Here is a 24,429-nt window from a genome sequence, read left to right on the forward strand (position 1 = left end):
TTGTGGTGGAACAGAGAGTGCCCTCATGCCACTCTCTTGAGCCTTTCAGCGGCTACGGCGGCGATCAGGACCATGCCAATGACAAGTTCCTGGATGTAGCTGGAGACGTGGAGCAGGTTCATGCCGTTACTCAGCACACCCAGGAAGAGGACACCGAGTACGACGCGCCACAGGACGCCTTCACCGCCGAAGAGTGAGGTGCCGCCGAGCACGGCAGCGGCGATGGACAGCATCACGAAGCTTGCACCCAGCGATGCTTCTCCCGAGCCCACGCGTGCGGTGAGGAGGATTCCAGCCAGGGAAGCGAGGACGGAGCACAGGACGAACGCCAGTATGACCGTTTTCTTCACGTTGATTCCCGCCACCAGCGCCGCAGCCCGGTTGCCTCCGACGGCGTACATGTTGCGTCCCGGCACGGTGCGGGACATAAAGATCCCCATTCCGATGGCGATAACGACACCGAGGAGCACCGGAACCGGAATCCCCAGAACGGAAGAGGTGGCCAGCACGTCGGAAAAGATCATCGGGAGCCCGATGATGGGGGCGCCCTTGGAAATGATCAGGGCCAGGCCTGTCAGCACCGAGGTGGAACCGAGCGTGGCCATGAAGGACGGAACCTTCCAGAATGCCACGATGCAGCCGTTCACCAGTCCAATCACCACGCCGAGCAGGAGCCCGGCTCCCAGTCCCAGCAGGACGCTTTCCGGTCCGCCGGAGCTGGCCGCGGTCACGGAGGCAACCACCACGCTTGTCAGTGCGACGGTTGCACCGACGGACAGATCCAGCTGCGCATTGATCAGGACGATCATCTGCCCCATGGCGATGAGGAGAAGGAAAACGGACTGGCGGGCAACGTTGAGCAGGTTTGACCCGTCCACAAAGCGGGGTTCCACGATGGCAAAGACAACGCACATCAGGATCAGCAGGGCGGGCAGGAGGCCGGTGGTCAGGATGAACTGCATGCTGCGCCGGGCGGTGGCCGGGGCTGCTGTGCGTTCTGGACTAAGTGTTGCAGTCAAAGGTTTCACTCCTTAGGAGGTGGGAAGAGAGGGGCTCACGCCGGGGCTGCGGCGAAGAATGACCTGGCGATGTTTTCTTCGGAGATGTCGGCGCCGGCCAGGTGGGCGGCGATGCGACCTTCGCGCATGACGTAGACCCTGTCGCTGACGCCGATGATCTCGGTCAGGTCGGAGGAGATCACCACCACGCCGTGGCCGGCATCGGCATAGTTGTCGATCAGACGGTAAACATCGGCCTTCGCTCCGACATCGATTCCCACCGTCGGTTCATCGAACAGGTGGACTTTCGCCGTGCGCAGCCGGCCCCTGGCCAGAACGGCTTTTTGCTGGTTGCCACCCGAGAATTTCCCGGAGGTCCGCTCAAGCTGCATGGGTCGCAGGTCCAACTCCTCGGCGATGCTGTACGCCAGTTCATACTCTTTCTGCGTCCTCAGGAAACCCTTCCTGGTGATCTGCGCGGGCCGGTGGGAACCCATGGTCATGGATTCAAAGAGCGGGCGGCCCAAAACAAGGCCCTCAGTTCGGCGGTCCGAAGGATAGTAAACGAGCCCGCGCTCCAGCATTCCTGCCGGTGACGGCCTGGCGATCTGCTCGCCGTCGAGCTTAATACCGCCGTCCTGAACCGGGTGCAGCCCGAAACAGGCCCGGGCCAGGTCTGATTTCCCGCACCCGAGCAGGCCGGCGACGCCGACGACCTCGCCGGCGCGCACGGTCATTGAAACATCGCGCAGGGTTGCGCTTCCGAGCCCGGAAACCACGAGGAGTTCCCGGCCAGGTTCCCGTCTCGAGTGCTGGTAGAGCGAGCTCGCCGGGCGCCCGATCATCCTCTCGACGATGATGGCTTCGTCCATCGGTGCATTGAGAGTCTCGATGAACTTCCCGTCTCGGAGGACCGAGACGCGGTCGGCGATGGCCTCCACTTCATGCATGCGGTGCGTGACATAGAGAATGGCGACACCTCGCCGGGCCAGCCCGGTCACGATGCTCAGCAGCTGCCGGCTCTCGTTCTCGCCCAGCGAAGCCGTGGGTTCGTCCAGGATCAGGAGCCGCGCTTCACCCATCAGGGCACGGGCGATCTCGATCAGCTGCTGGGAGGAACGGGGCAGGTCACCGGCACGGGCTTCCAGCGGCAGGTCTGCCCCCAACCCGGACAGGGCGTCGGCGGCGCGCTTGAGCATCTTTTTCCGGTCAACGAGGCCGGATTTAAGGGGCAGTGAACCCAGGGAGATGTTCTCGGCCACCGAAAGCTGCGGGACGATGTTCAGTTCCTGGAACACGGTCCGGATCCCGCCCTTCTCGGCGTCCTGGGGGCCGTCGAAAACTGTCTCGGCACCGTCCAGGGCTATTGATCCTGTCGTAGCTTTGTGAACTCCGCAGAGAATCTTGATCAGCGTTGACTTGCCCGCGCCGTTCTCGCCCATGAGCGCATGGATTTCGCCACGCTTGATCTCGAAGGAGACATCGCTGAGTGCCGTGACACCGGCAAATTTCTTGCTCACATTACGGATGGCCACTAACGGGTTGGCGGTCATGCCTTGTCACCTCCTGAATAGGCCAGGACTCCGTTGACATATGTGCGTTCCACCCGGATGTCCTTCAACTCCGCTTCGGGAACGCTATGCGGGTCCCTGTCCAGAACCACCATGTCCGCGGCTTTCCCGGGCTCCAGGGAACCGGCCACATGGTCGAGCCCAATGGCTTTCGCCGCTTCAATGGTGTGCAGCCTGAGAGCTTGCGCCACCGAGATCGATTCTTCCGGTTCGATGTGGTTCCCCCAGTAGCTTCTTCGGGACACCGCCGACCAGATGGTGTGTAACGGATTCGTCGCTCCCGGTTCTCCGCCGAGAGTGATGTCCGAGCTGATGACGGGCGATACGCCTTCGTGCAGCACGGTCCGCAGCGGAAGCCTGCCCGTGCTGCCCGTCGCGGGGAAAAGCATGGGCAGGTAGTCACCGATGAAGTTGTGCAGGAAGCCGGGTTGCATCACGGGGATCACGTTGGCCGCGCGCCATGATGCGATCTCCTCCACCGAGTCCAGCACATTGCCCAGGTGCTCGATGCGCACTGGCGGGTGGTCGTGGGCCTCGCCCACGGCGAGAATGGCCTCGATCGCTTCGCGCTGCGCCCTGGTGCCGTTGGTATGGATGGCGATCTGCACGTCTTTGTGGCGGGCAGTTCTGATGGCTTCCATCAGGGCGCCGCGGGAGAGATTGAGTTTGCCCCTGTATCCGGCGCGGGGGCTGTGGTCCCGGGAGTAGTCGTCGAGGCTGGCCGCATTGCGTGCGGAGTATCCCCCGTCCGCAAACACCTTGACTCCCCGGGCCCAGACCCGCTCGGGCCCGCTGCGTGAGGAAAAGCCGGCCACCCAGTCGCACGCCGCCGCGACCGGGAGCAGCGACGGTGCCATGGCGTACAGCGCGATCCGTCCGTTGAGACTGCCGTCCGCGACCGCGGCGTCCAGCGCCTCCACGTTGCGTGCTGATTCGGCCATTTCACCGAGAGACGTAACGCCATGCGCGAGGAAGTCGCTGTGGAAGGTATCCGCATAGAAGCGCGTCAGTTCCTCCACGCTGCTTTCCGGAATCGGCAGCAGGCCGTCAATCTCCGCAACGACGCCGGTCGGCTGGCCGGCGTCGTCAAGGTGGACCACAGGGCTGCCCCACAGGCCTTCACCTCCGGTGATGAAGCGCTCCACCCCGGCCAAGGCCAGCGCGGGGGTGTTGAGCACGGACACGTGGCCGCCGCAGTGCAGGACAATGGGAGTCGTCCTGCTGACCGAATCCAGCTCCAACCGGGTCGGCAGCCTGCGTTCGGCGATTTTTTGGTCGAAGAACAAGTTGCCGTAACCGATGAGCCAGTCACCCACAGTCCGGCCCGCGTTCAGCCCCGTCCGCAGGGCATCGAGAACGTCCGCGATGGTTTTGCACGACGGCACGCGGCAGTCGACGCCCCGGTGGGTTCCGGCCGCGTACTGGGCGAAGTGCACGTGAGGGTCAATGAATCCGGGAAGGATCGTCCGCCCGCCCAGGTCGTGGATGGTGATTCCGTTCCGCTGCAGTTCTTCGGCGTAGGCGTCGTCACCGACGCCGGCGATCTTGCCGTTTTCAACGTAGACGACGCGCGCATTGGGTGCCGCGGTCATGGTGACGACGTTGCCGGCTAGCGCAAAGGCAGTGGCACCCATCACTTGCCCGCTTCAACATTGAAAGCCGGTGACCATCCCTGCGGCGCGAAGCTTCCGGTGGCGTCGAATTTCGACGTGTTGTCATAACCGTCCTCCTTGGGTCCGCAGATCAGGAGGGGCTCCGGGGCGTAGCGCTGGATGTCCTTGTCCAGCGGCTTCTGCTCCAGTGTCCGCACCGCAAGGTCCACGGAGATCTTGCCGATCTGGCTGGACTGTTCGGACGGAGCACATTTTGCCTGCCCGCGCTTGATGAGTTCAACTGCCTGCGGGGTCACGTACGTACCGTATAGTCCGATGTCCTCGGCCTTACCCTGCTCGGCCAGGAGGGTTGCTGCGACTTCCATGGTGATCGCAGTGCCGACAATTGCATCGATGCCAGGGTTGGCGGACAGGGTGTCCTCCACGAGCTTCAGCTGGACCTCTTTGCCGGTGTCTCCGTACTTGACATCCACAATTTCGACTGCTGAGCCTGCGACAGCTGCCTCGAAGCCCTTCCGGGACCGCTCTGTCCATCCTGCCCCGGCCGGTCCCGGCAGGAGCGCCACTTTCAGCGGCTTCTTCAGTGATGCCAGATGGGTGCCGATCATTTTGCCCATGTCCACGTAGTCCTGCAGCACCCGGGCGTCCACCTCGGCGGAGGAGACTCCGTTCCCGACGTCGACCACCGCCACACCCTTCTTCTTCGCCTTGGCGATGGCAGGGTTCAGCGACTCATTGCTGACCGCGCTCAACAGCACGGCGTTTGCGCCGGAGCTGACACAGTCCTCCACCTGCGTAACCTGCTGGGCGACGTTCTCGTAGCCCCCCGCATCCGTGGTGGTGAGGGAGACGCCCAACTGCCGCGCCTGCGTGGCCTGACCATAGTTCATCCCCACCCAGGTCGGGTCCTTCAGATGGGGCAGCACGGAGCAGATACGCCAAGGCTTGGCGACCTGACTCCGGTTCAGGGACGTATAGGTCCCGGCGGTGTTCGGCCCGGTGCAGCCACGCGGGTCCACTTTGGGGGACTTGCAGTTCGTCAGCAGCGCGGGTGCGGACCAGGATTCGCCGCTGACCGGCTCGGCCTCAGCGCTTGCCGTAGCACATCCGGAGAGCAGGAGGAGTCCGACGGCGGCCAAGGCAACAACTTTCAGTTTCTGGTTTTTCATGCGAGCACGTCCTCCCGGAGGACGCCGGCCGCGGTGTCGATGCGCTGAATCTGCCCGGCGGGAAAACGTTCGGCGGCGAAGTTGATGGACCCCTGCACCCGGCGGGACGCTGTGAGCTTCCTGACCAGGGCGGACCGTGCGTCCAGGAAACCCTTGGGCCACATGGTGCCGACCTTGCCATAGACGCGGGAGTAGCGCTGGACTCCTTCGCTCATCTCGCGCTGGCCTTCCTGCCACGACTTAAGGGCGAAATCGATGCTGCTGCTGTTTGTGACAGAAATGGCTAGGGCCACGGCATTGGTCATCGCGACACAGGCCGCCTGACCCAGGTTCGGCGACATCGCATGGGCGGCGTCCCCCACCAGTGCCGTCCGGCCGCTGTACCACTGGCTGACGTGCACATCGTGGAACGGCGCCCAGCGTCCTTCGGTGTCGAAGGGGATCCGCTCCAGCTGGGAGCGGAACTCCGGGAAGCTTTCGATCCACGTGGCAGCGTTGAACGGATTCTGTTCGCGGCCCTCGACGTCGTTTGCAGGGCAGCAGAGGAAGACATACGTTTCGTCCGGTGAGCACGGGATGATGCCGATGCGGCGTCCACCGTTCCACTGCTCAATGGTCTGGTGGACCGGATCGTCGCCCGTCCGGGGGATAAGGTGCCGCCCGCCGCCGTCGCGCAGATCCACAAGTTTCTGGCGCAGGCCGAGCGAATCCCGGACCTTGGAGAACACGCCGTCGGCCCCAATGGCAAGGTCAGCCGGGTACTCCTGGCCGCCGGCAGTAGTGAGCGTACCGTTCGGGGTGGCCCCGACGACCGGTGAGTCGGTGACGATCTCCACACCCTGGCGGCGGGCCGCGTTGAGAAGACTCTGGTAGAGGTGCCGCCGGCCGACAGTGTAAAGCCGGTGGTTCCGTAACCACTCGTCCTGGAGAGTGCTGCCGTCGTGGTCCCGCAGGAACGGAACCTCTACTTTCTCGGCCCGGGAGACAACTTCCTCGTATGCCCCAACGGCTTCCAGTGCCCGTAGGCCGTTTTCCCACAGGTAGATCCCGGCCCCAATCTCCCGGAGGATGGACCCTTTTTCGTGTACCCGCACCGAACATCCGGCCTTGCCGAAGGCTGCCGCGGCGGTCAGCCCCGCCAGGCCGGCACCTGCGATTTCGATATGCATGAAGATGGCTCCTTTGCCGTCAAGGGGATCTGCATTTCAGATCCCCTTTGAGATGCTAATCACAAAAACTGTGATGGGCAATACTTTTCTTAGATGCCATCAAAGTTTTTTAAATGGTACTACTGGTGACTGCGGAAGCTGCCGTCGCTCTAGGGCAGGCAAGCGGCTCGGCGGTCGGAGCGTCTGACCGGGCTGTTCCTGCCTAGTGGGCAGCAGAAGAACGATTCCTTGCTGATTCGAGCTGGATGACCAGTTAAGGGCTCGGCAGGGGCACAGGCGCTCGGAGCCGAAGGGCAGGATGGCCGCGCCGGCAGGGGCAGGTTTGCGTCGCGGCCGACGGCCCCGCGCGGATGAGACGCTGGCGCGGCATTGCGCCAATGATGCCTGACCACCGACCACGGGACCCCCGGGACGCGATCGGATGGCATCAACTCGCTGGATCGCGACTATCAAAGACCTTAAGCGTGAGGCAGTGGATCCGTAACCACATGGACGCCGTCGCCCTCATGGATAAGACGCCGCCCTGCTCCAGCATCCAACCAGATCCAGAAAGCGGACCCGTCGGGCATCCATTCGTCCAGGACCCCGTCAAGCGCGGGACGGCCACAGCTTTGGAGGCGGACGCGACTTCCGGCTGGAAGAGTTTCCGGTCCTGCAATCCACACATCGCGCCTTTGAAAGTTTTCGCCATCATCGGGGGCGGATTCAGTCTGCCCCGGAGAACTCGCAGGAAGGCCCGGGAATCTTTCTCGTTCTGCCAACGGTCTGTCCTTCCTTCCGCCGATCGGTTGGACCGGAGGCGCCAGCCACTCCACAAGAACTGCTGTTGGCCGACTTGTCAGTTGACGGACGGGGAATTGATGAGGCAATGCAAGCCGTCCCGCGCCGCACGTACGTTCCGCCCGGAATGGATTGGGGGCGCCACTCCGGGCGGAACTGAAACAAGCTATCAAACAGTTGTTGCTCAAACAATTCGTGCACGAATCAAGTAGGAATTTGCAGGACCAGAGTCACGTCTTCCATGCAAGCCTGTTACAGGCCCTCGACTGCATCGCGCCGGGGCAGATCGGCCTTCTCTTGAAGCTGACCGTGCCGCCACAGTCACGCGAAGAGGAGCAATGCCGCCCCAAAACACTATTTGACCTGCAACTTGACTGAAGTCTAAGGAATCCTGATCCTGACCGGAATCGGGTTTTGGCGGAGAGGAAAGCCTGCCTTCTCGCCGACATCCCGGCCCTAGTTTGTTGGACCCTTGTGTGCCTCCTACGTGCGCGAAGTCAACGAAAACGACCGCCAGGCCTGGTGGACCAAATGAAGACACGCCGAGGCCTGATGGGGATGGAGCGCATCTGGCGTGCTGGGAACACGTGCGGCTGGAACCCGCTCTGGGCCTCAGCACCTGGACCTACTTGCTGTATGGCCCCGGAATACCCTCATGCAGTAGAACCCGCTCAGCGGAGTCAACCGTTATAAAGATCTGGATCGTCGCCGGTGCGGACGCCATTTTCCAGTGAGGCGATTTCCGCCATGTCTTCGGCGTCGAGCGCGAAGTCAAAAACGTCGAGGTTTTCGATAAGCCGCCGACGAGTAACAGACTTCGGAATAACCACATTACCCAGCTGGACGTGCCACCGCAGCACCACCTGAGCGATGGTCTTACCGTGCTTGCAGGCGATGCCGTCCAACACCGGATTTCCAAAGACCCGCCCCCGACCGAGTGGCGACCAGGCAACGGTGAGGATTCCGTGGTCGGAGTCGTAGCGGCGCATTGCGTCGTTGGGAAAACCAGGGTGCAGTTCGATCTGGTTTGAGACCGGCACGACCCTCGTTTCCGCGGCTAGGCGTTCGAGGTGTCTGGGCTGAAAGTTCGATACGCCGATGGACTTCGCGCGTCCGTCGGCCAGGATCTTCTCAAAGGCCTTCCACGTTTCCACATACCTGTCGACGCCTGGAAGCGGCCAATGAATCAGATACAGGTCAACGTATTCAAGCCCCAGTTTTCCGAGGCTGGCATCGAACGCTGCCAAGGCAGAATCGTAACCGTGACTGTCATCGGCCAACTTTGTAGTGACGTACAGCTCTTCCCGGGGAAGACCAGAGCGCCTAATCCCTTCGCCGACGCCACCCTCGTTTTGATAGAGGGCCGCAGTATCGATCATGCGGTATCCAACTTCAATGGCGGTCGAGACAGCGTCTGCTGTGCCGGCGTCATCTGGTCCGTAGATGCCGAGCCCGATTTGGGGGATGGTCCGCCCGTCATTTTGGGTAAGGAGGGGAACTTGGTGGTTATCGGGCATTGATTCTCCTAGTGGTTGGAGGAGGCGCATCGGTCAGGCGAGTGCTTTGAGGATGGCGGCGACAGCGGCTTCCGCTATCGCTCGGTCTTCCTCCATGTCGCTCTTGCCGGAGACGCCCACGGAGCCGATGAATTCGTCCTCGAGATAGATCGGCACGCCACCGCCGAGAACGACGAGGCCCGGGACCTGTCCGAGGTTGTGCACTAGCCAGGGCTCGTCTTTGGCCATTTCCCAGAATTCGTGCGTCGCCATCCCGTTACCGGCAACCGAGTAGGCCTTGTCCTGTGCGAGCTTCGACGACTGGAAGGGCGCGCCGTCCATCCGGTCAAACGAAATGAGATGACCCGCGTTATCCAACACGGCGATGCAGGTCAGGCAGTTCATGGTGCGTGATTCTTCGATCGCGCGATCAATACCCACACGCGCAAGCTGGTGGGTAAGGGTGCGTTTGACGAGAAGCTCTGGCATGGTTGGAATCTTTCTTTTCTGGACCGGTGGCTAGCTGGTATGCGCGGCCAACAGTTTGTCGAGGTAGCGTTTGCTGATTTCGGCAGCCGCCTTTGGATCACCGTCGTAGTAATCGAGTTCGACCATGAGCCACTCGTCGTACCCCGTCTCGCGAACGGCCCGCAGGATGTCGTCAAAGTCGAGTTCGCCCTCGCCGAGCGGCAAAAAGCGTTGGGAACGCGAGTCCCAGTCCTTGAGGTGGACGTGCGCCAGTCGGTCCCCGTACCGCCGGATGAGCTCGGCCGGATTCCCGCCGCCACCCGCGAGATGCGCGGTATCAGGACAAAAATGGATGCCAGACAACTCCATGACCTTTTCAAGTGCTGCGGGCGTCTCCACTAGCGTGCCCAGGTGCGGGTGATACGTCGCCGTCAAACCGGCTGCCTTAGCTATGCGGTCGCACCTGTCCAGGCCCGCGGCCAACCTCTGAAAATCCCCGTCTGCAGGCCCATGCACTCGCTGCGCACCGCCTCCGATCACCAGGCGCTGTGCACCGAAAGTGGCCGCCATAGCCGCGGCCTTCTCGATTTTCGTCATCTCTTCGCTGACTATCTCATCGAAGATAAAGTTCGCGCCCGTGTACACGCCCACTAGGGTGAGACCGGTTTCCTCGAGGAGGTCTGTGAAGCGTTGTGGCTCATCAATGTATTCCAGTAGGTTTCCATCGAAGACCTCGGTACCTGTGTAACCCGCGGCAGCGATGTCGCGACAGGCATCAGCCGTTGAGCCCGCCGTGAGGTAGAAGGAGTCCTTGACGCTGGTGACTCCGCCGGGCATTCCCACTACCCCGCCCCACGTGATGGTCGGGTAGCCAAGTCTCATCGGGCCCCCGTGCTCACACTGGACTCACGGGAAGCCGCCATTTCATCGAGAATCATCGTTGAAATTCGCTCAGCAACCATGTAAGTCGTCAGCATTGAATTCGCTGCGGGAGTGGTTGGGATCACCGAAGCATCGATAACACGGAGGCCGTCAATTCCATGGACGCGGCCTTCCTGGTCCACTACTCCTCCTCGCTCCGTCGGAGCCATGAGGCAGGTACCGGTGAAGTGGTAGCCCGAGGCTGCTTTTTCCTCAATGGCAGCATCGAGGGCTGCGTCGTCGTTGATGGTTTCCGCGTCCATTCCGAGCGGAGCTTCCAGCATGTCAGCCAGCGGCTGTGCGGTAAAGACGTCCCAACCGACGCGCACGAGTTCCCGAATTGCTTCGCGGTCCACTTGCGCATCAAGGTAGTTTGGATCGACATCGGGGAGGACAGTGGGGTCCAGCGTGGTAATTCGAACGTTTCCAAGTGACCTGGGCTTGTTAAGAACGCAGCCGATCCCGGCGACGTTCTCGATGTCGCCGGTGCCCTCACCGGCGATGCCGCGGCTGCCCTCCCCCGTTGTGCGTGTGTTGAGGTAGGTGAACATGGTGAGCTGGCCGTCCAAGGAGTTGGGCTGCGCCTGCGTGGACATGCGGTAGGCGGCCTGGAGGCTGAACTGGCTTTCGTCCCATACACCGGGTTTCGGAACCGCCATCAGGGGAATGCTGAAATGGTCACCGAGATTCTCGCCCACGGGCAGGTCCATAACGAGCTCCGCGCCGAGCGAACTTACCAATTCGGCCGGACCGACACCAGAGCGCTGCAGAATCGCCGGCGTAAGGATGGCTCCGGCGGAGACGATCACTGCCTCGGCATCGATGACAGTGCCGTCGATTAGCTCTACGCCGACCGCGCGGGCCCCGTCGAACAGCACCCGGCTCACCAAGGAATTGCCGCGCACTGTCAGGTTGGGGCGGTTACGTGCCGGATCCAGGTAACTCTCGGCCGTGGAAACCCGGCGCGCTCCGATACGGGTTTGGGGAACGGGTCCGACGCCATGGGCGTCCGGAGCGTTGAGATCCCAGACATACCGGGCACCTGTTGCCTTAGCCGACTCGATAAATGCTGCCTGCAACGGGGCGAGTTCCTCATCGGTGGCTCGGTTGATGGGAACGGGACCGTCGTGCCCATGTATGTCATCGCCGGGGGCGACATCATTTTCAATTTTCTTGAAGAACGGCAGGACCTGATCCCAGCTCCATCGCGGGTTGCCGAAGGCTACCCATTCTTCGTAGTCGGCGCGGGCACCGCGAAGCGCGATCCCGCCGTTGATCGCTCCACCGCCGCCGATCAGCTTGGCCTGCGGGACAGAAATGCCCGCCCCGCCGCGGCTGTGGGCGATCAATCCCCAGTCGTGTTCCGCGTTGAAGGTGGGCGCGTGCCCGCGCATGGGCACGTATTTGGCGTCTAGCACTCCTTCGGGAGTTGTGCCCGGGGCGTAGTCGGCTCCGGCTTCGAGCACCAGAACCGACTTCTCCGGGATCTCAGAGAGGCGGGCAGCCACGATGCATCCCGCAGCGCCTCCGCCTACAACGACGTAGTCAAACTTCTCAGTCATGAGTGTTTCTCCTGTTACTTCTGTTGCTTAGATCAGTTCTGGTTGCTGAAGGCGGCATCGAAAGATGCCGTTGGGAGGTCCCAGAGCAGCGAACGGACAAATCCCACTGCTTCTTTGGCACCGTGCAGGCGGTCCATGCCGGCGTCTTCCCATTCGACGGAGATGGGGCCCGAGTAGCCGACCGCCCGGAGCGCGCGAAAGGCGTCTTCCCATGGCACGTCGCCATGGCCGGTGGAGACGAAGTCCCAGCCGCGGCGTGGGTCGCCCCAGGGCAGATGGGATCCGAGGACGCCCGTCCTGCCGGACTTGGGACGGAGGCGCGTGTCTTTGCAATCGACGTGATAGATGCGTTCGGCGAAGTCGACGATGAAGCCCACGGGGTCTGTACCCTGCCACATCATGTGGCTGGGATCCCAATTGAATCCGAAAGCGGTTCGGTGGCCGACGGCTTCGAGGGCTCGCATGCAGGTCCAGTAGTCATACGCGATCTCGCCGGGGTGAACCTCGTGGGCGTACCGCACACCCTCCCCGTCAAAGACGTCGAGGATGGGGCCCCAGCGGGTTGCGAAATCCTCGTAGCCGGCGTCAATAACGTCGGCGCCGACGGGCGGGAACATCGCAACATACGGCCAGATCTTCGAGCCGGTGAAGCCGGTGATGGTGTCCACTCCGAGCCTGTTCGCGGCCTTGGCCGTGAGCTTCAGCTCTTCTGCCGCGCGTTGCCGCACGCCCTCGGCTTCGCCGTCTGCCCATACCTTTGAGCGCAGGATGGCTTTGTGCCGAAAATCGATGGGGTCATCGCAGACAGCCTGGCCCGTCAGATGATTCGACAGGGCCCATACCCTTAGTCCGTACCGGTCGAGAATGTCCACCCTGCCTTGCAGGTAGTCGTCGTCTTCGGCGGCACGCCACACGTCCAGATGTTCGCCGGAGGAGGCGATCTCGAGGCCGTCGTAGCCCCACTCACTCGCGTATTTGGCGACTTCTTCGAGAGTCAGGTCCGCCCACTGTCCGGTGAAAAGCGTCACTGGCAAGGTCATTTGGCACCTCCGGCTAGGGACTTTTTGAGGAAGGCGAGCCCATCTTTAGCGAGGTCGTCCATGGATGGTGCTACAGGCCGCCAGAGCGAAACGGCCCGGGCGATCTCCTTTACCGAGGGGAGGAAGGATTCGACGACGATTTGTCCGTCGTAGTTAATGTCGGTTAGCGCCGTGAAGAACACCGCCCACGGCACGTGCCCTGATCCGGGGGTTCCGCGGTCGTTCTCGGATACCTGAACGTGGAAAACCTTTGAGCCCGCAAGCCTCACTGCGTCGCCGAGGCTTTTCTCCTCGATGTTCATGTGGAACGTGTCGATCAGCAGGCCGACATTGTCGGCACCGATGAGATCGACGAGTTGGAGGGCTTGTTCGGTGGTGTTGATCAGGTCGGTTTCAAAACGGTTCAATGGTTCGATGGCCAACCGTATCCCGCATCCGGCGGCGTATTCTGCGGTTTCGCGGAGGCTGTCCGCTGCGCGCTTTAACTGCGCGGCCCTGTCGGCCGCATCAAGCAATCGTGTTTGCCCGGTAGGGGCGTACATGGGGCCAGCTACGTGAGGGGAACCGACCGCGGCCGCCAGGTCGATGCAGGTCTTGAGGTAGTCGATGCCGGCCTGCCGGCGCCCGGCTTCCTCCGCCGACACGTCACGGTCAGGGCCGAACGCCCCACAAATGCCGACAGCGAGCCCGGTGCGGGCCGCGTGGGCGTTGAGGGCCTGCGCCGTCAAAAGCTCGGGATCTTCGACGCATACCTCGATCAGCTCATATCCCATCTGAGCTGCCAGGTCGAAGGCACTCCCCTCGTTGTCGGAGAACGGGGAAGCTAATACGAACGTGCTGAGGCCCAGCTGATTTACCATTAGCGAAGCCCCAGCTTGGTTTCGATGGCCTTAGTGTGCCTGATCGATGCTTCGGAATAGGTATCAAGAAATTCCGGGGCTCCCCCGCCGGACAGAACACTCCAGACATCACCGGCCGGCGGCAGCAGTTCGTACGAAATCCAGCCGTTATAGTCGACGTCGGAGATCGCCTGGATGATCGGCGTGAAGTCAAGATGTCCGTAGCCCGGCGCCGCTCGATTCGAATCAGCCAAGTGCACGTGGGCCAGGCGGTGTCCAATCGTGCGGATGGCTTCAGCGATATCTGGTTCTTCAATGCTCATGTGGAAGGTGTCGGCCATCACGCCGATGTTGGGCGCGCCGACTTCATCGACGAAATCGGCCGCTTTACCGGCCCTGTTAATGAGGTACGTCTCGTAACGGTTCCAAGGTTCGACGGCGATGCTGATCCCGCGATCTGCGGCGTAGCCGGCGACTGACCGGGCCGCTTCGACGGCCCAAGCCCATTCCTGAGCGAGTTCCGTCTCAGGGGAAATCTTCATGCAGGCGGTGGGTGTGAAGGTGACGACGTCGGCGCCGAGGGCAGCGGCGTAGTCAACGTTTCCTTTGACGTAAGCAATAGCATTCCGGCGTGTGCCTTCGTCAGAGCTGACGATGTCGCGCTCGGGCGTGAAGATGCTGATGATCGAGGACGCCACCACATCGTTCTTCTTTAGTTGTTCGGTGATCTCCCGGGCGTCGTGCTCCGAGGGCTCACCAACAAATTCGACGCCGTCATAGCCGAACTTTGCAAGCCTGGCGATACCGATCTCCAGCGGCTCGTGGCCATAGACGAGAGTGTTGTAGGTGTAGCGGAACATGGTCTACTCCGATTCAAAGATGGTGCCGGCTGAAGAGTTGCCTTGCTTCAGCCGGCACCGGAAGGCTGCTTCGATTACTTGGTTTTGAAGTGGTCCATCAGGCTGTCGACGTTTTCTGCAGTGAAGACGAGCGGTTCGCCAGTGTCTACTTCGCCATTGGCTCCGATGGTGCGCTTACCGAGCCGGCCCGCCTCGAACGTGTCCCCTTCTTTTCCGGTGATCTTGCCGCTGAGGAGAGCGTCCATGGCGTAGTACGAGAGGTAGCCCATGTCCCGTGGGCTCCACAGGACGAAGGACTTAACGGCCCCGCTCTTCAGAAGAGCGCCGTCAGAGGGCGGCCAGCCGAGACCGGTGATGACCAGGTTCGGGTTGAATTTCTGGTCGGCCTTCGCCTTCACTGCAGCCTGCAGTGAAACCGGGGTAGGTGCGAGGATTCCGTCGAGTTCAGGGTAAGCCTGGAAGAGGGAAACGGCGGCGTCGTAGGACGTCTGCGGGACGTCGTTGCCGTAGACCGTCTTGACGAGCTTCATGCCGGCGTACTCCGGCTTTTTGGCTTCTTCGGCGGCTGCGGCGATCCAGGCGTTTTGGCCTGCCGCCGTGCTCTGCGCGGAGATGATTGCGTAGTTGCCCTTGTTGCCCATCTGCTTGGCGAGAAGCTTGAACTGGGCGACGCCGAGGGATGCGTCCGTCGCCGGGGCAACCCAGAACGCGCGGGCGTCCTTTTTAACGTCGGCGTCGTAGCTGATTACCTTCGTTCCGCGGGACGCAGCGGCCGTCAAGGCAGGTGCAAGCGCGTCCGGGTCGAGGCCGGACACGGCGATTCCGCAGCTTCCTTGCTGGGAAGCGCTTTGGATCCGCTGGATCTGCCCCGGCACATCGGGCTGAGCTGTACCGGTGTAGTTGATCTTCTTGCCGCCCATGTCGGTTGCGGCTTCGTCCGCACCGTATGCGCCCGCCGCGAAGAACGGGTTGTCGGTGTTCTTCGGGATCATGGTCATAGTGCAGTCTTTGAGGGACTTCGTGTTGCCTCCCCCTGCTGCGGGGGCGGCGCCGTTCGTAGGGGCGCAGGCGGCAAGTCCGGCTGCAAGAGTAACCGCAGCCACTGTGGCGGTAATTTTTTTGTGCATCAGGGATTCTTTCTTGAGCGTGGTGAGTCCGGATGTGTCTTGGTCGCGATGTGCTGCTTCGTCACAGAGTCTTCTCTGGCAGACGTTTTTAGGGGTCTTGGTTCATCGGGGTCCAATCGCCGTTGATTGAGGAGGACAAGAGATTCACGCACGGAGCGGCCTGCTGTCGCTGATTTTTTTGGCAACCACAGGAACCACGACCGCGGCGATCATGAGAACGCCGATAACGGTGTTCTGCACGTTGGTGGGGAGGAACCCGAGGTTCATCCAGCTGGTCAGCACGGTGACGAGCACCAGGGAGAGCGTGACGCCGGCGAAGGAACCCTTGCCGCCGAACATGCTCACACCTCCGATGAGCACTATGGCGATCACGCTCAGCTCCAGGCCAGTGCCGTTGTTGGCGCGGGCGCTGCTGACGTAACCGGCGTACAGCATCCCTGCAAGGGCGGCCACTGTGCCGGAGAGGCAGAAAAGTGTGATCTTAATTCGCCGTACGGGGATACCGGAGTATCGGGATACCACAGCGCTGGAACCGACGGCGAAGGTCTTGCGGCCGAATGCCCCGCGGTGCAGGACGACGGCTGCGAAGACAGCCATCAATACAAACAGCACAAAGGTGTAAGGGATGTACGTGCCGTAAATGTTGGCCTGGGAGAAGGTCGTGAATTCGACGGGCAGCGCGCTGATAGAGCGGCTTTCGAGCAGAATGTACGCGATGCCACGATAAAGTCCGAGGGTCCCGACCGTCACGACCAATGACGGGAGCCCGAAGGCCACGGTTAACCATCCGTTGATGAAGCCGGCCACGGCTCCCAGGACCAGGCCAATGACGATCGAAACGGGGAGGGGAATCCCGCCTTCGATGCAGAGGCCGAACACGACACCGGTGAGGCCGAAGACGGAAGCGATGGACAAATCGATCTCCCCCGCGATCATCAGCAGGGTCATGGGAATCACCATCAGCGCCAGTCCGATCACGCCGCCCGCGGTGATAGCGAAGTTTGATCCGGTCGCGAAATAGGGTGTGCTGATGGAGGCCATGACTGTTACGAGAACAACCAGGACCAACAGAGATATCTCCCACGCCCCGAACCAGGTAGGCAGCCCGCGGCGACGTACTTTGGCGCCCTGAGTAGGTGGGGAGGTTAGGGTTTGGGTGCTCATGCTTTCACTCCTCGAGCTTCGACGCGGGTTCGGATGATCGAATCGGAAACGATGGCCGCAATGATCACGGCGCCCTGAATGGCCTGGAGCCAGAATTGAGAGACGTTGACCAAGGCAAGTCCGGTCGAGATCACGCTGAGGATGGCCGCCCCGATGATGACACCGCCGATCGTTCCGCTGCCTCCATTGACACTGATGCCACCAACAACTACTGCGGCGAGGACGACGATTTCGTAGCCGGAGGCGACGGAGGAATCGACAGTGCCGTAGCGGGCTCCCCACAGCACTCCGGCCAAGCCGCAGAGCAGCCCGGAGATGGCGAATGCGACAAAAATGCGGCGCTTCGCAGGGATGCCCATCTTGTCGGCGGCGAGGGGGTTGCTTCCGATGGCGAGAAAGGAGCGCCCGGTGAAGGTGTGTCGGATGAAGATGTGGGCGGCAAACGCGATGACGAAGGCGTATAGCACCAAGCCGGGAATCCCGAACAGACTCCAGGATGCGAGGTCCCCGTATCCACTCGGCAGACTTTGGGCCGTGACCTGGTTGCTGCCGGCGAGAATTGAGTCAATACCTCGGTAGATATACAAGGTTCCGAGGGTGACCATGATAGAGGGGACGCGCAAAGTTGCGATGATGATCCCGTTGATGCTGCCCAGCACCAGGCCGAGCAGGCACGAGGCCAGGACGACGATGATGATCGGCAACTGCGGGTTCTTGACCGCGAAATCCGCGGCGAAGTAGGCGGTCAGCCCCACCATGGATCCTACTGATACATCAATGTTGCGTGTCAGGAGCACGAGTGCGAGGCCTATGCCGACGATGACGACTATCGCCATGTTGTTCAGGATCTGACCTACCGTGTTCACGCTCGCGAATCGGTCACTGAGCACACTGAACACAATGAACAGGAACGCGAGTACGGCAAGCAGGCTGATCTCGCGCCGGGCAACGAATCTTTTCCACGACGGCTGGGATGCCGGTTTCTGAAGTGTTTCGGTTTGGAGCGACATCCTAATGCTGTCCTGTCATCGAAGCGAGAACGGTTTCGGAGTCGAAGGGCCGTTCGGTGAACTCGCGGCCTTGGGCGCCGCGATAGAAGGTAATAACGCGGTCGGAGACTGAGAGCAGTTCTTCGAGCTCGTTGGAAATCAGGATGATTGCCAGCCCGGCCTGGGCCATTCTCCCGACGATCTTGTAGACCTCAGACTTCGCCCCGACGTCAACGCCCTTCGTGGGATCGTCGAGGATGAGGATCTCAGGGTTGGTCGCCAGCCACTTGCCCAGGACAACCTTTTGCTGGTTTCCGCCCGAAAGCGCCGAGATTAGTTGCTCAGGGCCACTGGTCCGGACACCCAGGCGTTTGATGTAATCGGCGGACAATTCCCTGTCGCTCTTGCTCTTGACCAGACCGAACGAGGAAAGAGTGTCCAAAACGGCCAGCGAAAGGTTGAAGCTGATCGACTGCTCCAGGACGGCACCCTCACGGGTCCGGTCTTCGGGCACATAGGCGATCTTGTGCTTCATGGCATCGCCCGGTCCGACGATGCGTACGGGCTTGCCCCCGATCAGGACTTCTCCGGAGTCCACGGGGTCCAGGCCGAAGATGCCGCGGGAGATCTCCGTGCGGCCAGCTCCCACCAACCCGGCCAGGCCAAGTATTTCGCCCTTTCGCACGGTGAAGTTGACGTTTTCGTACGCCCCCTTGCGGGTGAAGTCACGCACTTCGAGGTGCACATCCCCGAGTTCGACGTCTTCTTTGGGAAAGACACTCTCTAGGGTCCGCCCGACCAAGTGAGTGACCACGGATTCGGGTGTGAACTCGGCTGCGGGTCCGGAGATGATGGTCGTCCCGTCCCGGGAGACAGTTACGCGGTCGGCCAGTTCAAAGACTTCGTCGAGCCGGTGGCCGACGAAGAGAATTGCGACGCCCTGGCTCTTAAGCCGGCGGATCACCTCCATCAGGTGGTCGACTTCGTGCTTGGAAAGAGCGGCGGTCGGTTCATCAAGAATCAGCAACGCGGTGTCGTCACTCAGAGCCTTGACGATCTCCAGCAACTGCTGATCTGCCGCCGAAAGATTCTGCACAAGTTCACGCGGATCCAGTTTCACCTGGAGGCGCTCCATTGCCCGGATGGAGTTGGCCTGTACGGCCTTCCAATCCAGGGTGTGCAGACTGGTACGCGGCGGAGCCGCGGCAAACATGATGTTCTCGGCTACTGTCAGGTCCGGAAACACTACGGGGTGCTGGTGCACTACGGAGATGCCAAGCGCGCGCGCTGCGTGCGGATTATGGATCGTGATCGTATCGCCGTTGACGGTAAGCGTGCCGGCGTCCGGTTGCACGATGCCTGCGAGAATGTTCACCAAGGTGCTCTTGCCCGCGCCATTCTCACCGAGCAGAGCGTGGACCTCGCCAGGGTAAAGGGTGATATCGGTGCGCTTGATCGCGATTACGCCGCCAAAGCGCTTGGACACACCAGCGACGCTGACGAGCGGCGTCGCCGTGGCCTCATGGCCTGTTACAGCTATTGATTCGGTCATCGTAGTTCCTCGTTGAGCTAGCTGGACCTGAACGTTATGACGTCAGGGAGAAGGATGGGACACGCAAGGGGACTCCACCCTCGCGCCGGTTTGGTGAGACCCGAGCAATGCACCTGTAAGAATGGCGGCACGTGCCGGAGACGAAGGCATCGAACGCATCCTGATTACCCTGCGCCCGAGCACATGCCTGGCTCATTACTGCACTCCTTCTAGTTCTTTCATCTTTTTGACGTCGACCCACTCGCCGCACTTGCTGGATTCGAGGATGCTTTCGGTGAGGACGGCTGACCTAAGGCCGTCGTGGAAGGTGGGAAGGCCGTCGCGGAGGTCTCCGTCGATTGCGGCGTAGGTATCTGCAACAAACGCATTGAAAGCATCCTGATAACCCTGCGGGTGCCCCGCAGGGAGAACAGATAACCGCGCCGCGTCGGCTCCCAGGGCCTCCGGGTCGCGGACGAGCAGCTGGGAGCCGCCCCGTTTGCCTAGCCACAATGTCTCCGGTGCTTCCTGGTCAAACTGCACGGTACTTTCGGTGCCGGAGATCTCCATCATCAGCCGGTTTTTCCGGCCCGGCGCGACTTGGCTGATCAGAAGGTTTCCCACAGCGCCGGCGTCGGTTGCGAATACCGCTGCAACGAGGTCCTCAGTCTGGACCTCCTCGTGGTTGGCCCGGCCGGTAAACAGCGTTCGGCTAACAGCGCCAATGCGGGTGATCCGGTCATTGGTGACGAATTCGATCAGATCGCACAGGTGGGAGCCAATGTCAGCGAACGCGCGTGACGGCCCGCCGAGGCCGGCGTCCACCCGCCAGTTGTCGTCGTCCCGGGACAGCAGCCAGTCCTGAAGGTAGGACCCCTGGATGGTAGAGATCCGCCCCGTCTGGCCGGAGGCAATGCGTTCCCGGGCTTCCCGAACCATGGGGTGGAACCGGTAGACGAAAGGAACCGTCGCGATCGTTCCGGCGTTCGCGGCCAGCTCCACCAGATGGGCGGCATCCTGCACATTGGTAGCCAGAGGCTTCTCGCAGACAACGTGCTTGCCTGCCTTCAGCGCTGCGTCCGCTACCGGGAGATGGGTCGCGTTGGGGGTGCACACGTGGATGACATCGATCGCATCGTCCTCGATGAGGTCCTGGACGGAGGCGTAGGCCTGCGCGATGCCCAGACGGTCTTTGGCGCGGGCGGCACTGGCAGGGCTCGAGGACGCGATGCCGGCGATTTCCGCACCGGCAGCACGGGCGGCTCGGCTGTGTACCTCAGCCATGAACCCGGCGCCGACGAACCCGGCCCGTAACCGGGAGGGGGCTGTCGTGGTTCTGTGGTTTTCCATGCCGAAACAGTGACACGCCCCACAGGGCTTTCGTCAGTCATCCAGCAAAAGTGTGCACCTTTTGACGCTGTTGGGCACGGAATGCACACCGAAGTTGCACTTTTTGATGCTGCGGGCATCAACGAGTGGACGGGGACGTGCAGGCGCCCGACACTGGGTGAAGATAAGGGCCCCTCGGGGTCGTGTGAGCCTGGTGTGTCAAGACCTCAGTTTCACGATTCACTTCTTGCGCCCCGAAATGGAGAGACATGGATAACGGCGGCCCCGGCGAACTTTTGCATATCCTGCGGGACGGACGCCCGCGAACCAGGGCGGACCTGGCCGGAATCACTGGCTTGGGACGAGGTGCCATCAGTTCCCGCCTGGAGCCGCTCCTAAGGCTCGGACTGGTTGCACCCGTATCGGGTGCGCCTTCCACCGGGGGCCGCCCCTCAGCACGGCTAGCCTTCAATCCGGGTGCAGGGTTGGCCGCCGCCGCTGACGTCGGCGCCACGCACGCGACCATGGCTGTCACCGACCTTTCGGGAAGGGTGATCATCGAAAACACTGAACGACTTGAGATTTCGTCCGGACCGGAACCTGTCCTGGACTGGCTAACGATGACGCTGACAGGCCAGTTGAAAGAGATGAAGCGCCCAGCAGCAGATATCCTCGCCGTCGGCATCGGGCTACCCGGTCCGGTAGAACACTCCACCGGAAAGCCGATCAGCCCCCCGATCATGCCCGGATGGGACGGATTCGATGTCCCCGCGTACGTTCAGCAAACCTTTGACGTTCCCGTCCTCGTCGATAACGACGTCAATCTCATGGCCCTCGGGGAGCGGGCGACGCGCTGGCCCAATGAGGACAACATGATCTTCCTTAAAGTCGCCACCGGTATTGGCTCGGGGGTTGTGAGTGGAGGAATATTGCAGCGAGGCGCGGCAGGGGTCGCTGGAGACGTCGGCCATATCGCTGTTTCTAGAGGAGCAGGAATACTATGCCGCTGCGGCAAAAGTGCCTGCCTTGAGGCCATAGCAGGCGCCCCGGCCATCGCCGCGCAGCTCCGCGATAACGGGCTCGAGGCCATCTCCGGAAACGACGTAGTCACACTCGTCCGTTCCGGTGATTTGGCCGCGATTCAAGCCGTCCGCCAGGCCGGGCGCGACATCGGGGAAATGCTCAACATGTGCGTGAGCTTCATCAACCCCTCCCTGATTGTCGTGGGCGGATCCCTTGCACAATCCGGAGAACATTTGATCGCCGGGATCCGCGAAACGGTTTACGCACGCTCAACACCGTTGGCGACCCAGCACCTGAATATCACCCAATCCGAAACCGGGCCGGAAGCCGGAGTGGTTGGTGCCAGCATCTTGGCCATCGAATACGCCCTCGCCCCTCACCGAGTCAACGACCTCGCAACCAGGCTGAATTCCGGCGGACACGATGATACTGACGATCTCCAGAAAGTGGGGCACGCCGCCCAGACATCCCAACCGCTCCGTAACGTGACGGCCAAACAACTGCAAGCCGCATTTCCTTGACCCCGGCTCCCAATGAAGAGGCGGAAGACAGCCGGGCCAGGGTGTAAAGCGGCCGACTGGTCATTTCTCCCAGCGCCCGCCCGCTTCAGGGCATGCTCACCCAGGCCTCTGGGGCGCCAATTCTCCCGTGAGGGCGGCCGATAGCAAACCCCATCAACGCACCAATCAAAACTGCAACAGGTAAAATAAGGCTAACAGCTGAGGCCCTTCGGCCAGTCTTATGAGCCCCCGCAACCGCTTCCTCAAAACGTGGCAACTGGCAGGGCCGCCATGATGGTTCAGCTGGTGAAGGAGGATCGCATGCCTCAAGCTGCTAACGGAAGTAGCGGCCGTCTGCGACGATATGCAGTGCCGGAGGGGCTCAATCCCGAACAAAGGTTCGAACACTGGCGAACATGGTACGGCAGTGCCGTGGAAACCCCGATGCGGTTGGAAAAGTCGGCACGTCAGACTCCCGTGTCCTTCAATCCTGCAGCCATTAATCTCAACGGGCCAGGCTTCAGCCTCATAGAAATGGTCAACGGCCCCGCATTGGGTTCGTGGGCGCCGAATCCCGACGCCGCAGATTTGCGCCTGGCCTACTTCCGTAAGGCGACGGGGCTAACCCTCGCACTCCACGGGGTGCCTGAGCCAGTATCACCAGGCGCCGTCAGGTTCATCGATACCTCCCTGGGCGGAAGTTTCGATGCTCCCGAAGGTTTTCACGCCTTGCAGCTCAACATCGACCGCAGCAGCCTGAATGTGAGTGAGGCCGAACTGCGCTCCCTGCTTCGCCTGCCTGACCTCGCGAAGCACCCAATTGTGGGCACTTTCGTGATCCCTGCGCTGATGAGTTGGAAGCGGCCAGGCATCGACCGCGAAGCACCGGGAACAGCAGACATCCTCCGTTCCGTGATGGCAACTCTTGTGGGCTCCCTGCTTGAAACTCCGGTCGACGAGGCGGCACAGAAACCGGCCCTAAGTCGCGCGGTGAAGAAATACCTTGATGCCAGTTACGACAACCCCAATCTCGATGTGGCGATGGTCGCCGAAAAGTTCAATCTCTCCCGTCGCTCTCTGTTCTACTTCTTCGAGAATGAGGAACTCCGCCTGGGTGAGCGTATTCGCGCCTTGAGAACGCGCAAGGCCCTCGAGCTCCTCCTTCAGGCCGGCGCCCAAAGGATCACCTACTCAGAAATAGCGAGATCATGCGGATTCACCAACGTGCAAAGCCTGCGCCGTGCAGTAAAAGAATTCACCGGGATGAATGTGAGGGAGATTCATCGCTCCGAGACCGTCGTTCGTGACGCACTGCAACGCCTGCGGGAGGTCACTAACCCCTAACGCCTAACCACGCTGGGGAAGCGTAAATAGACGGCAACCCGGGCCCTGGTCAAAACCGCGTACGACCTATCGGCGAGGTCATGTCCAGCCTTTCACCGTGTCGCAGCACTGCTTGATGACAGTAATAGCAACAGCCGCTCAATGCGGTGAGACTCCCAAGGACCGTTAGTGCCTCATTGACCAGGCCTTGCAACCCGTGCTTGCGCGACCGGCATCCGGTTGGAGCTGGCGAACAACAGGCTGAAGTGCACCCCAACATGACACTGCTGACGTGAGCTTTGCCGTGGCGCGGCATATGGCTGGAGCACTGATTAATGCGACAAGTCAGATGCGGCATGGGTTGACCCCTGCCCTGCCCGCGGCTGCTGACGCACGGGAACAGCATCGATCTTGACCAAAGCGCGATGCACCGCGACGAGAATCATAATGTAACCGGCCACGGTGAGGAGTCCACCAACGGCAGCGATGATCAAACCGATTACCAACCCCCGCGATTTACGTTCCCGGTATGGATGACAGCGCCGTTTGGGGCGGCGATGACTGCTCCAAGTGCACCGAGGACTGGGCCACCAATGGCCATCAGAATCCCTGCCTTAAAGATCCCTGCTGAACGCTCGAACCGCATCATTCCCCCATTAGATATTCGTGACTAGGGACAGACTACAGTTGGTGCCGATGCGCCTTGACATGCTTGGTATGAACGATTTCCAGATCGTGTGCGGGCTGACGATGCACACCGCATGGATCCCCTGCAGCCGATGGGGCTGCCCGCGGTCAGCCGCAGGCTCGCTGCAGGTTGATCGAATCTCGGTTATCGGCGTTTGAATAGCACGTCGGGATGCTAATAGCGGTTATTACTTAAACCTAGGGCGATGAGTTCCACGGACACTACGCACTCCGTGACTCCCTGTTTATCGCCTCCCCGACGCGGGTCGC

The 24,429-nt window shown here is 61.5% G+C and carries 19 protein-coding genes; 2 read left to right on the forward strand and 17 right to left on the reverse strand.

From position 1 onward, the window contains the following. Window positions 1-23: 23 nt before the first annotated feature. The 17 genes from CXZ05_RS02175 to CXZ05_RS02260 form a co-directional block, all read right to left on the reverse strand. Window positions 24-1,019 (reverse strand): ABC transporter permease, encoded by a 996-nt coding sequence (locus CXZ05_RS02175; protein ID WP_102970991.1) that lies wholly within the window; start codon window positions 1,017-1,019, stop codon window positions 24-26. Between the two features lie 35 nt (window positions 1,020-1,054). Next, window positions 1,055-2,551 (reverse strand): sugar ABC transporter ATP-binding protein, encoded by a 1,497-nt coding sequence (locus CXZ05_RS02180; RefSeq protein ID WP_102970992.1) that lies wholly within the window; start codon window positions 2,549-2,551, stop codon window positions 1,055-1,057. Beyond that, the gene (locus tag CXZ05_RS02185; RefSeq protein ID WP_102970993.1) at window positions 2,548-4,203 is read right to left on the reverse strand and encodes an amidohydrolase; all 1,656 of its coding nucleotides are present in this window, start codon (window positions 4,201-4,203) and stop codon (window positions 2,548-2,550) included. The genes CXZ05_RS02180 and CXZ05_RS02185 overlap by 4 nt, the downstream gene beginning before the upstream one ends. After that, window positions 4,203-5,351 carry a TMAO reductase system periplasmic protein TorT gene (gene torT, locus CXZ05_RS02190; RefSeq protein WP_102970994.1) on the reverse strand — a complete coding sequence of 383 codons (1,149 nt, stop codon included), beginning with the start codon at window positions 5,349-5,351 and terminating at the stop codon, window positions 4,203-4,205. The genes CXZ05_RS02185 and torT overlap by 1 nt, the downstream gene beginning before the upstream one ends. Further along, on the reverse strand, window positions 5,348-6,520 hold the full coding sequence (locus CXZ05_RS02195; RefSeq protein WP_102970995.1) for an NAD(P)/FAD-dependent oxidoreductase: 1,173 nt from the start codon (window positions 6,518-6,520) through the stop codon (window positions 5,348-5,350). The genes torT and CXZ05_RS02195 overlap by 4 nt, the downstream gene beginning before the upstream one ends. A 1,460-nt stretch (window positions 6,521-7,980) precedes the next feature. After that, window positions 7,981-8,817 (reverse strand): aldo/keto reductase, encoded by an 837-nt coding sequence (locus CXZ05_RS02205; protein WP_102970997.1) that lies wholly within the window; start codon window positions 8,815-8,817, stop codon window positions 7,981-7,983. 33 nt (window positions 8,818-8,850) lie between these two features. Continuing rightward, complete coding sequence (locus tag CXZ05_RS02210; protein ID WP_102970998.1) at window positions 8,851-9,285, reverse strand: heme-binding protein; 435 nt, start codon at window positions 9,283-9,285, stop codon at window positions 8,851-8,853. A gap of 30 nt (window positions 9,286-9,315) precedes the next feature. Next, window positions 9,316-10,146: a sugar phosphate isomerase/epimerase gene (locus tag CXZ05_RS02215; protein WP_102970999.1), complete on the reverse strand. Its 831-nt coding sequence runs from the start codon at window positions 10,144-10,146 to the stop codon at window positions 9,316-9,318. After that, window positions 10,143-11,747, reverse strand: a complete 1,605-nt coding sequence (locus tag CXZ05_RS02220; protein WP_102971000.1) for a GMC family oxidoreductase — start codon at window positions 11,745-11,747, stop codon at window positions 10,143-10,145. The genes CXZ05_RS02215 and CXZ05_RS02220 overlap by 4 nt, the downstream gene beginning before the upstream one ends. A 32-nt stretch (window positions 11,748-11,779) precedes the next feature. Continuing rightward, window positions 11,780-12,787: a sugar phosphate isomerase/epimerase gene (locus CXZ05_RS02225; RefSeq protein WP_180987231.1), complete on the reverse strand. Its 1,008-nt coding sequence runs from the start codon at window positions 12,785-12,787 to the stop codon at window positions 11,780-11,782. Continuing rightward, window positions 12,784-13,647, reverse strand: coding sequence for a sugar phosphate isomerase/epimerase (locus CXZ05_RS02230; protein ID WP_102971001.1), 864 nt, complete (start codon window positions 13,645-13,647; stop codon window positions 12,784-12,786). Before CXZ05_RS02230 ends, CXZ05_RS02225 begins: the two co-directional genes overlap by 4 nt. Then, on the reverse strand, window positions 13,647-14,486 hold the full coding sequence (locus CXZ05_RS02235) for a sugar phosphate isomerase/epimerase family protein (RefSeq protein WP_102971002.1): 840 nt from the start codon (window positions 14,484-14,486) through the stop codon (window positions 13,647-13,649). Before CXZ05_RS02235 ends, CXZ05_RS02230 begins: the two co-directional genes overlap by 1 nt. 74 nt (window positions 14,487-14,560) lie before the next feature. Continuing rightward, window positions 14,561-15,484 carry a substrate-binding domain-containing protein gene (locus CXZ05_RS02240; protein ID WP_180987232.1) on the reverse strand — a complete coding sequence of 308 codons (924 nt, stop codon included), beginning with the start codon at window positions 15,482-15,484 and terminating at the stop codon, window positions 14,561-14,563. A 273-nt stretch (window positions 15,485-15,757) separates the two neighbouring features. Further along, window positions 15,758-16,777 carry an ABC transporter permease gene (locus CXZ05_RS02245; protein ID WP_102971004.1) on the reverse strand — a complete coding sequence of 340 codons (1,020 nt, stop codon included), beginning with the start codon at window positions 16,775-16,777 and terminating at the stop codon, window positions 15,758-15,760. Further along, entirely contained in the window at window positions 16,774-17,787 is a 1,014-nt protein-coding gene (locus tag CXZ05_RS02250; protein ID WP_102971005.1) for an ABC transporter permease, read from the reverse strand. Before CXZ05_RS02250 ends, CXZ05_RS02245 begins: the two co-directional genes overlap by 4 nt. 1 nt (window position 17,788) lies before the next feature. Continuing rightward, window positions 17,789-19,252: a sugar ABC transporter ATP-binding protein gene (locus CXZ05_RS02255; RefSeq protein ID WP_258006409.1), complete on the reverse strand. Its 1,464-nt coding sequence runs from the start codon at window positions 19,250-19,252 to the stop codon at window positions 17,789-17,791. Between the two features lie 261 nt (window positions 19,253-19,513). Continuing rightward, on the reverse strand, window positions 19,514-20,647 hold the full coding sequence (locus tag CXZ05_RS02260; protein WP_102971007.1) for a Gfo/Idh/MocA family protein: 1,134 nt from the start codon (window positions 20,645-20,647) through the stop codon (window positions 19,514-19,516). Between the two features lie 248 nt (window positions 20,648-20,895). Here CXZ05_RS02260 and CXZ05_RS02265 point away from each other — a divergent pair, with 248 nt between their 5' ends. Both CXZ05_RS02265 and CXZ05_RS02270 read left to right on the forward strand, forming a co-directional pair. Further along, window positions 20,896-22,170, forward strand: a complete 1,275-nt coding sequence (locus tag CXZ05_RS02265) for an ROK family transcriptional regulator (protein WP_102971008.1) — start codon at window positions 20,896-20,898, stop codon at window positions 22,168-22,170. Window positions 22,171-22,470: 300 nt separating this feature from the next. Then, entirely contained in the window at window positions 22,471-23,493 is a 1,023-nt protein-coding gene (locus CXZ05_RS02270) for a helix-turn-helix domain-containing protein (RefSeq protein ID WP_102971249.1), read from the forward strand. Window positions 23,494-24,429: the final 936 nt, after the last annotated feature.

This window comes from Arthrobacter sp. AFG20 (genome assembly GCF_002892795.1).
Taxonomy (GTDB): Bacteria; Actinomycetota; Actinomycetes; order Actinomycetales; family Micrococcaceae; genus Arthrobacter.

Coding starts and splice junctions, on each gene's coding strand:
- CXZ05_RS02270 (WP_102971249.1), top strand. CDS start 22,471: ATGCCTCAAGCTGCTAACGGAAGTAGCGGCCGTCTGCGACGATATGCA.
- CXZ05_RS02180 (WP_102970992.1), bottom strand. CDS start 2,551: ATGACCGCCAACCCGTTAGTGGCCATCCGTAATGTGAGCAAGAAATTT.
- CXZ05_RS02185 (WP_102970993.1), bottom strand. CDS start 4,203: ATGGGTGCCACTGCCTTTGCGCTAGCCGGCAACGTCGTCACCATGACC.
- CXZ05_RS02215 (WP_102970999.1), bottom strand. CDS start 10,146: ATGAGACTTGGCTACCCGACCATCACGTGGGGCGGGGTAGTGGGAATG.
- CXZ05_RS02250 (WP_102971005.1), bottom strand. CDS start 17,787: ATGTCGCTCCAAACCGAAACACTTCAGAAACCGGCATCCCAGCCGTCG.
- torT (WP_102970994.1), bottom strand. CDS start 5,351: ATGAAAAACCAGAAACTGAAAGTTGTTGCCTTGGCCGCCGTCGGACTC.
- CXZ05_RS02235 (WP_102971002.1), bottom strand. CDS start 14,486: ATGTTCCGCTACACCTACAACACTCTCGTCTATGGCCACGAGCCGCTG.
- CXZ05_RS02210 (WP_102970998.1), bottom strand. CDS start 9,285: ATGCCAGAGCTTCTCGTCAAACGCACCCTTACCCACCAGCTTGCGCGT.
- CXZ05_RS02265 (WP_102971008.1), top strand. CDS start 20,896: ATGGATAACGGCGGCCCCGGCGAACTTTTGCATATCCTGCGGGACGGA.
- CXZ05_RS02195 (WP_102970995.1), bottom strand. CDS start 6,520: ATGCATATCGAAATCGCAGGTGCCGGCCTGGCGGGGCTGACCGCCGCG.
- CXZ05_RS02225 (WP_180987231.1), bottom strand. CDS start 12,787: ATGACCTTGCCAGTGACGCTTTTCACCGGACAGTGGGCGGACCTGACT.
- CXZ05_RS02220 (WP_102971000.1), bottom strand. CDS start 11,747: ATGACTGAGAAGTTTGACTACGTCGTTGTAGGCGGAGGCGCTGCGGGA.
- CXZ05_RS02260 (WP_102971007.1), bottom strand. CDS start 20,647: ATGGAAAACCACAGAACCACGACAGCCCCCTCCCGGTTACGGGCCGGG.
- CXZ05_RS02240 (WP_180987232.1), bottom strand. CDS start 15,484: ATGACCATGATCCCGAAGAACACCGACAACCCGTTCTTCGCGGCGGGC.
- CXZ05_RS02205 (WP_102970997.1), bottom strand. CDS start 8,817: ATGCCCGATAACCACCAAGTTCCCCTCCTTACCCAAAATGACGGGCGG.
- CXZ05_RS02230 (WP_102971001.1), bottom strand. CDS start 13,647: ATGGTAAATCAGCTGGGCCTCAGCACGTTCGTATTAGCTTCCCCGTTC.
- CXZ05_RS02245 (WP_102971004.1), bottom strand. CDS start 16,777: ATGAGCACCCAAACCCTAACCTCCCCACCTACTCAGGGCGCCAAAGTA.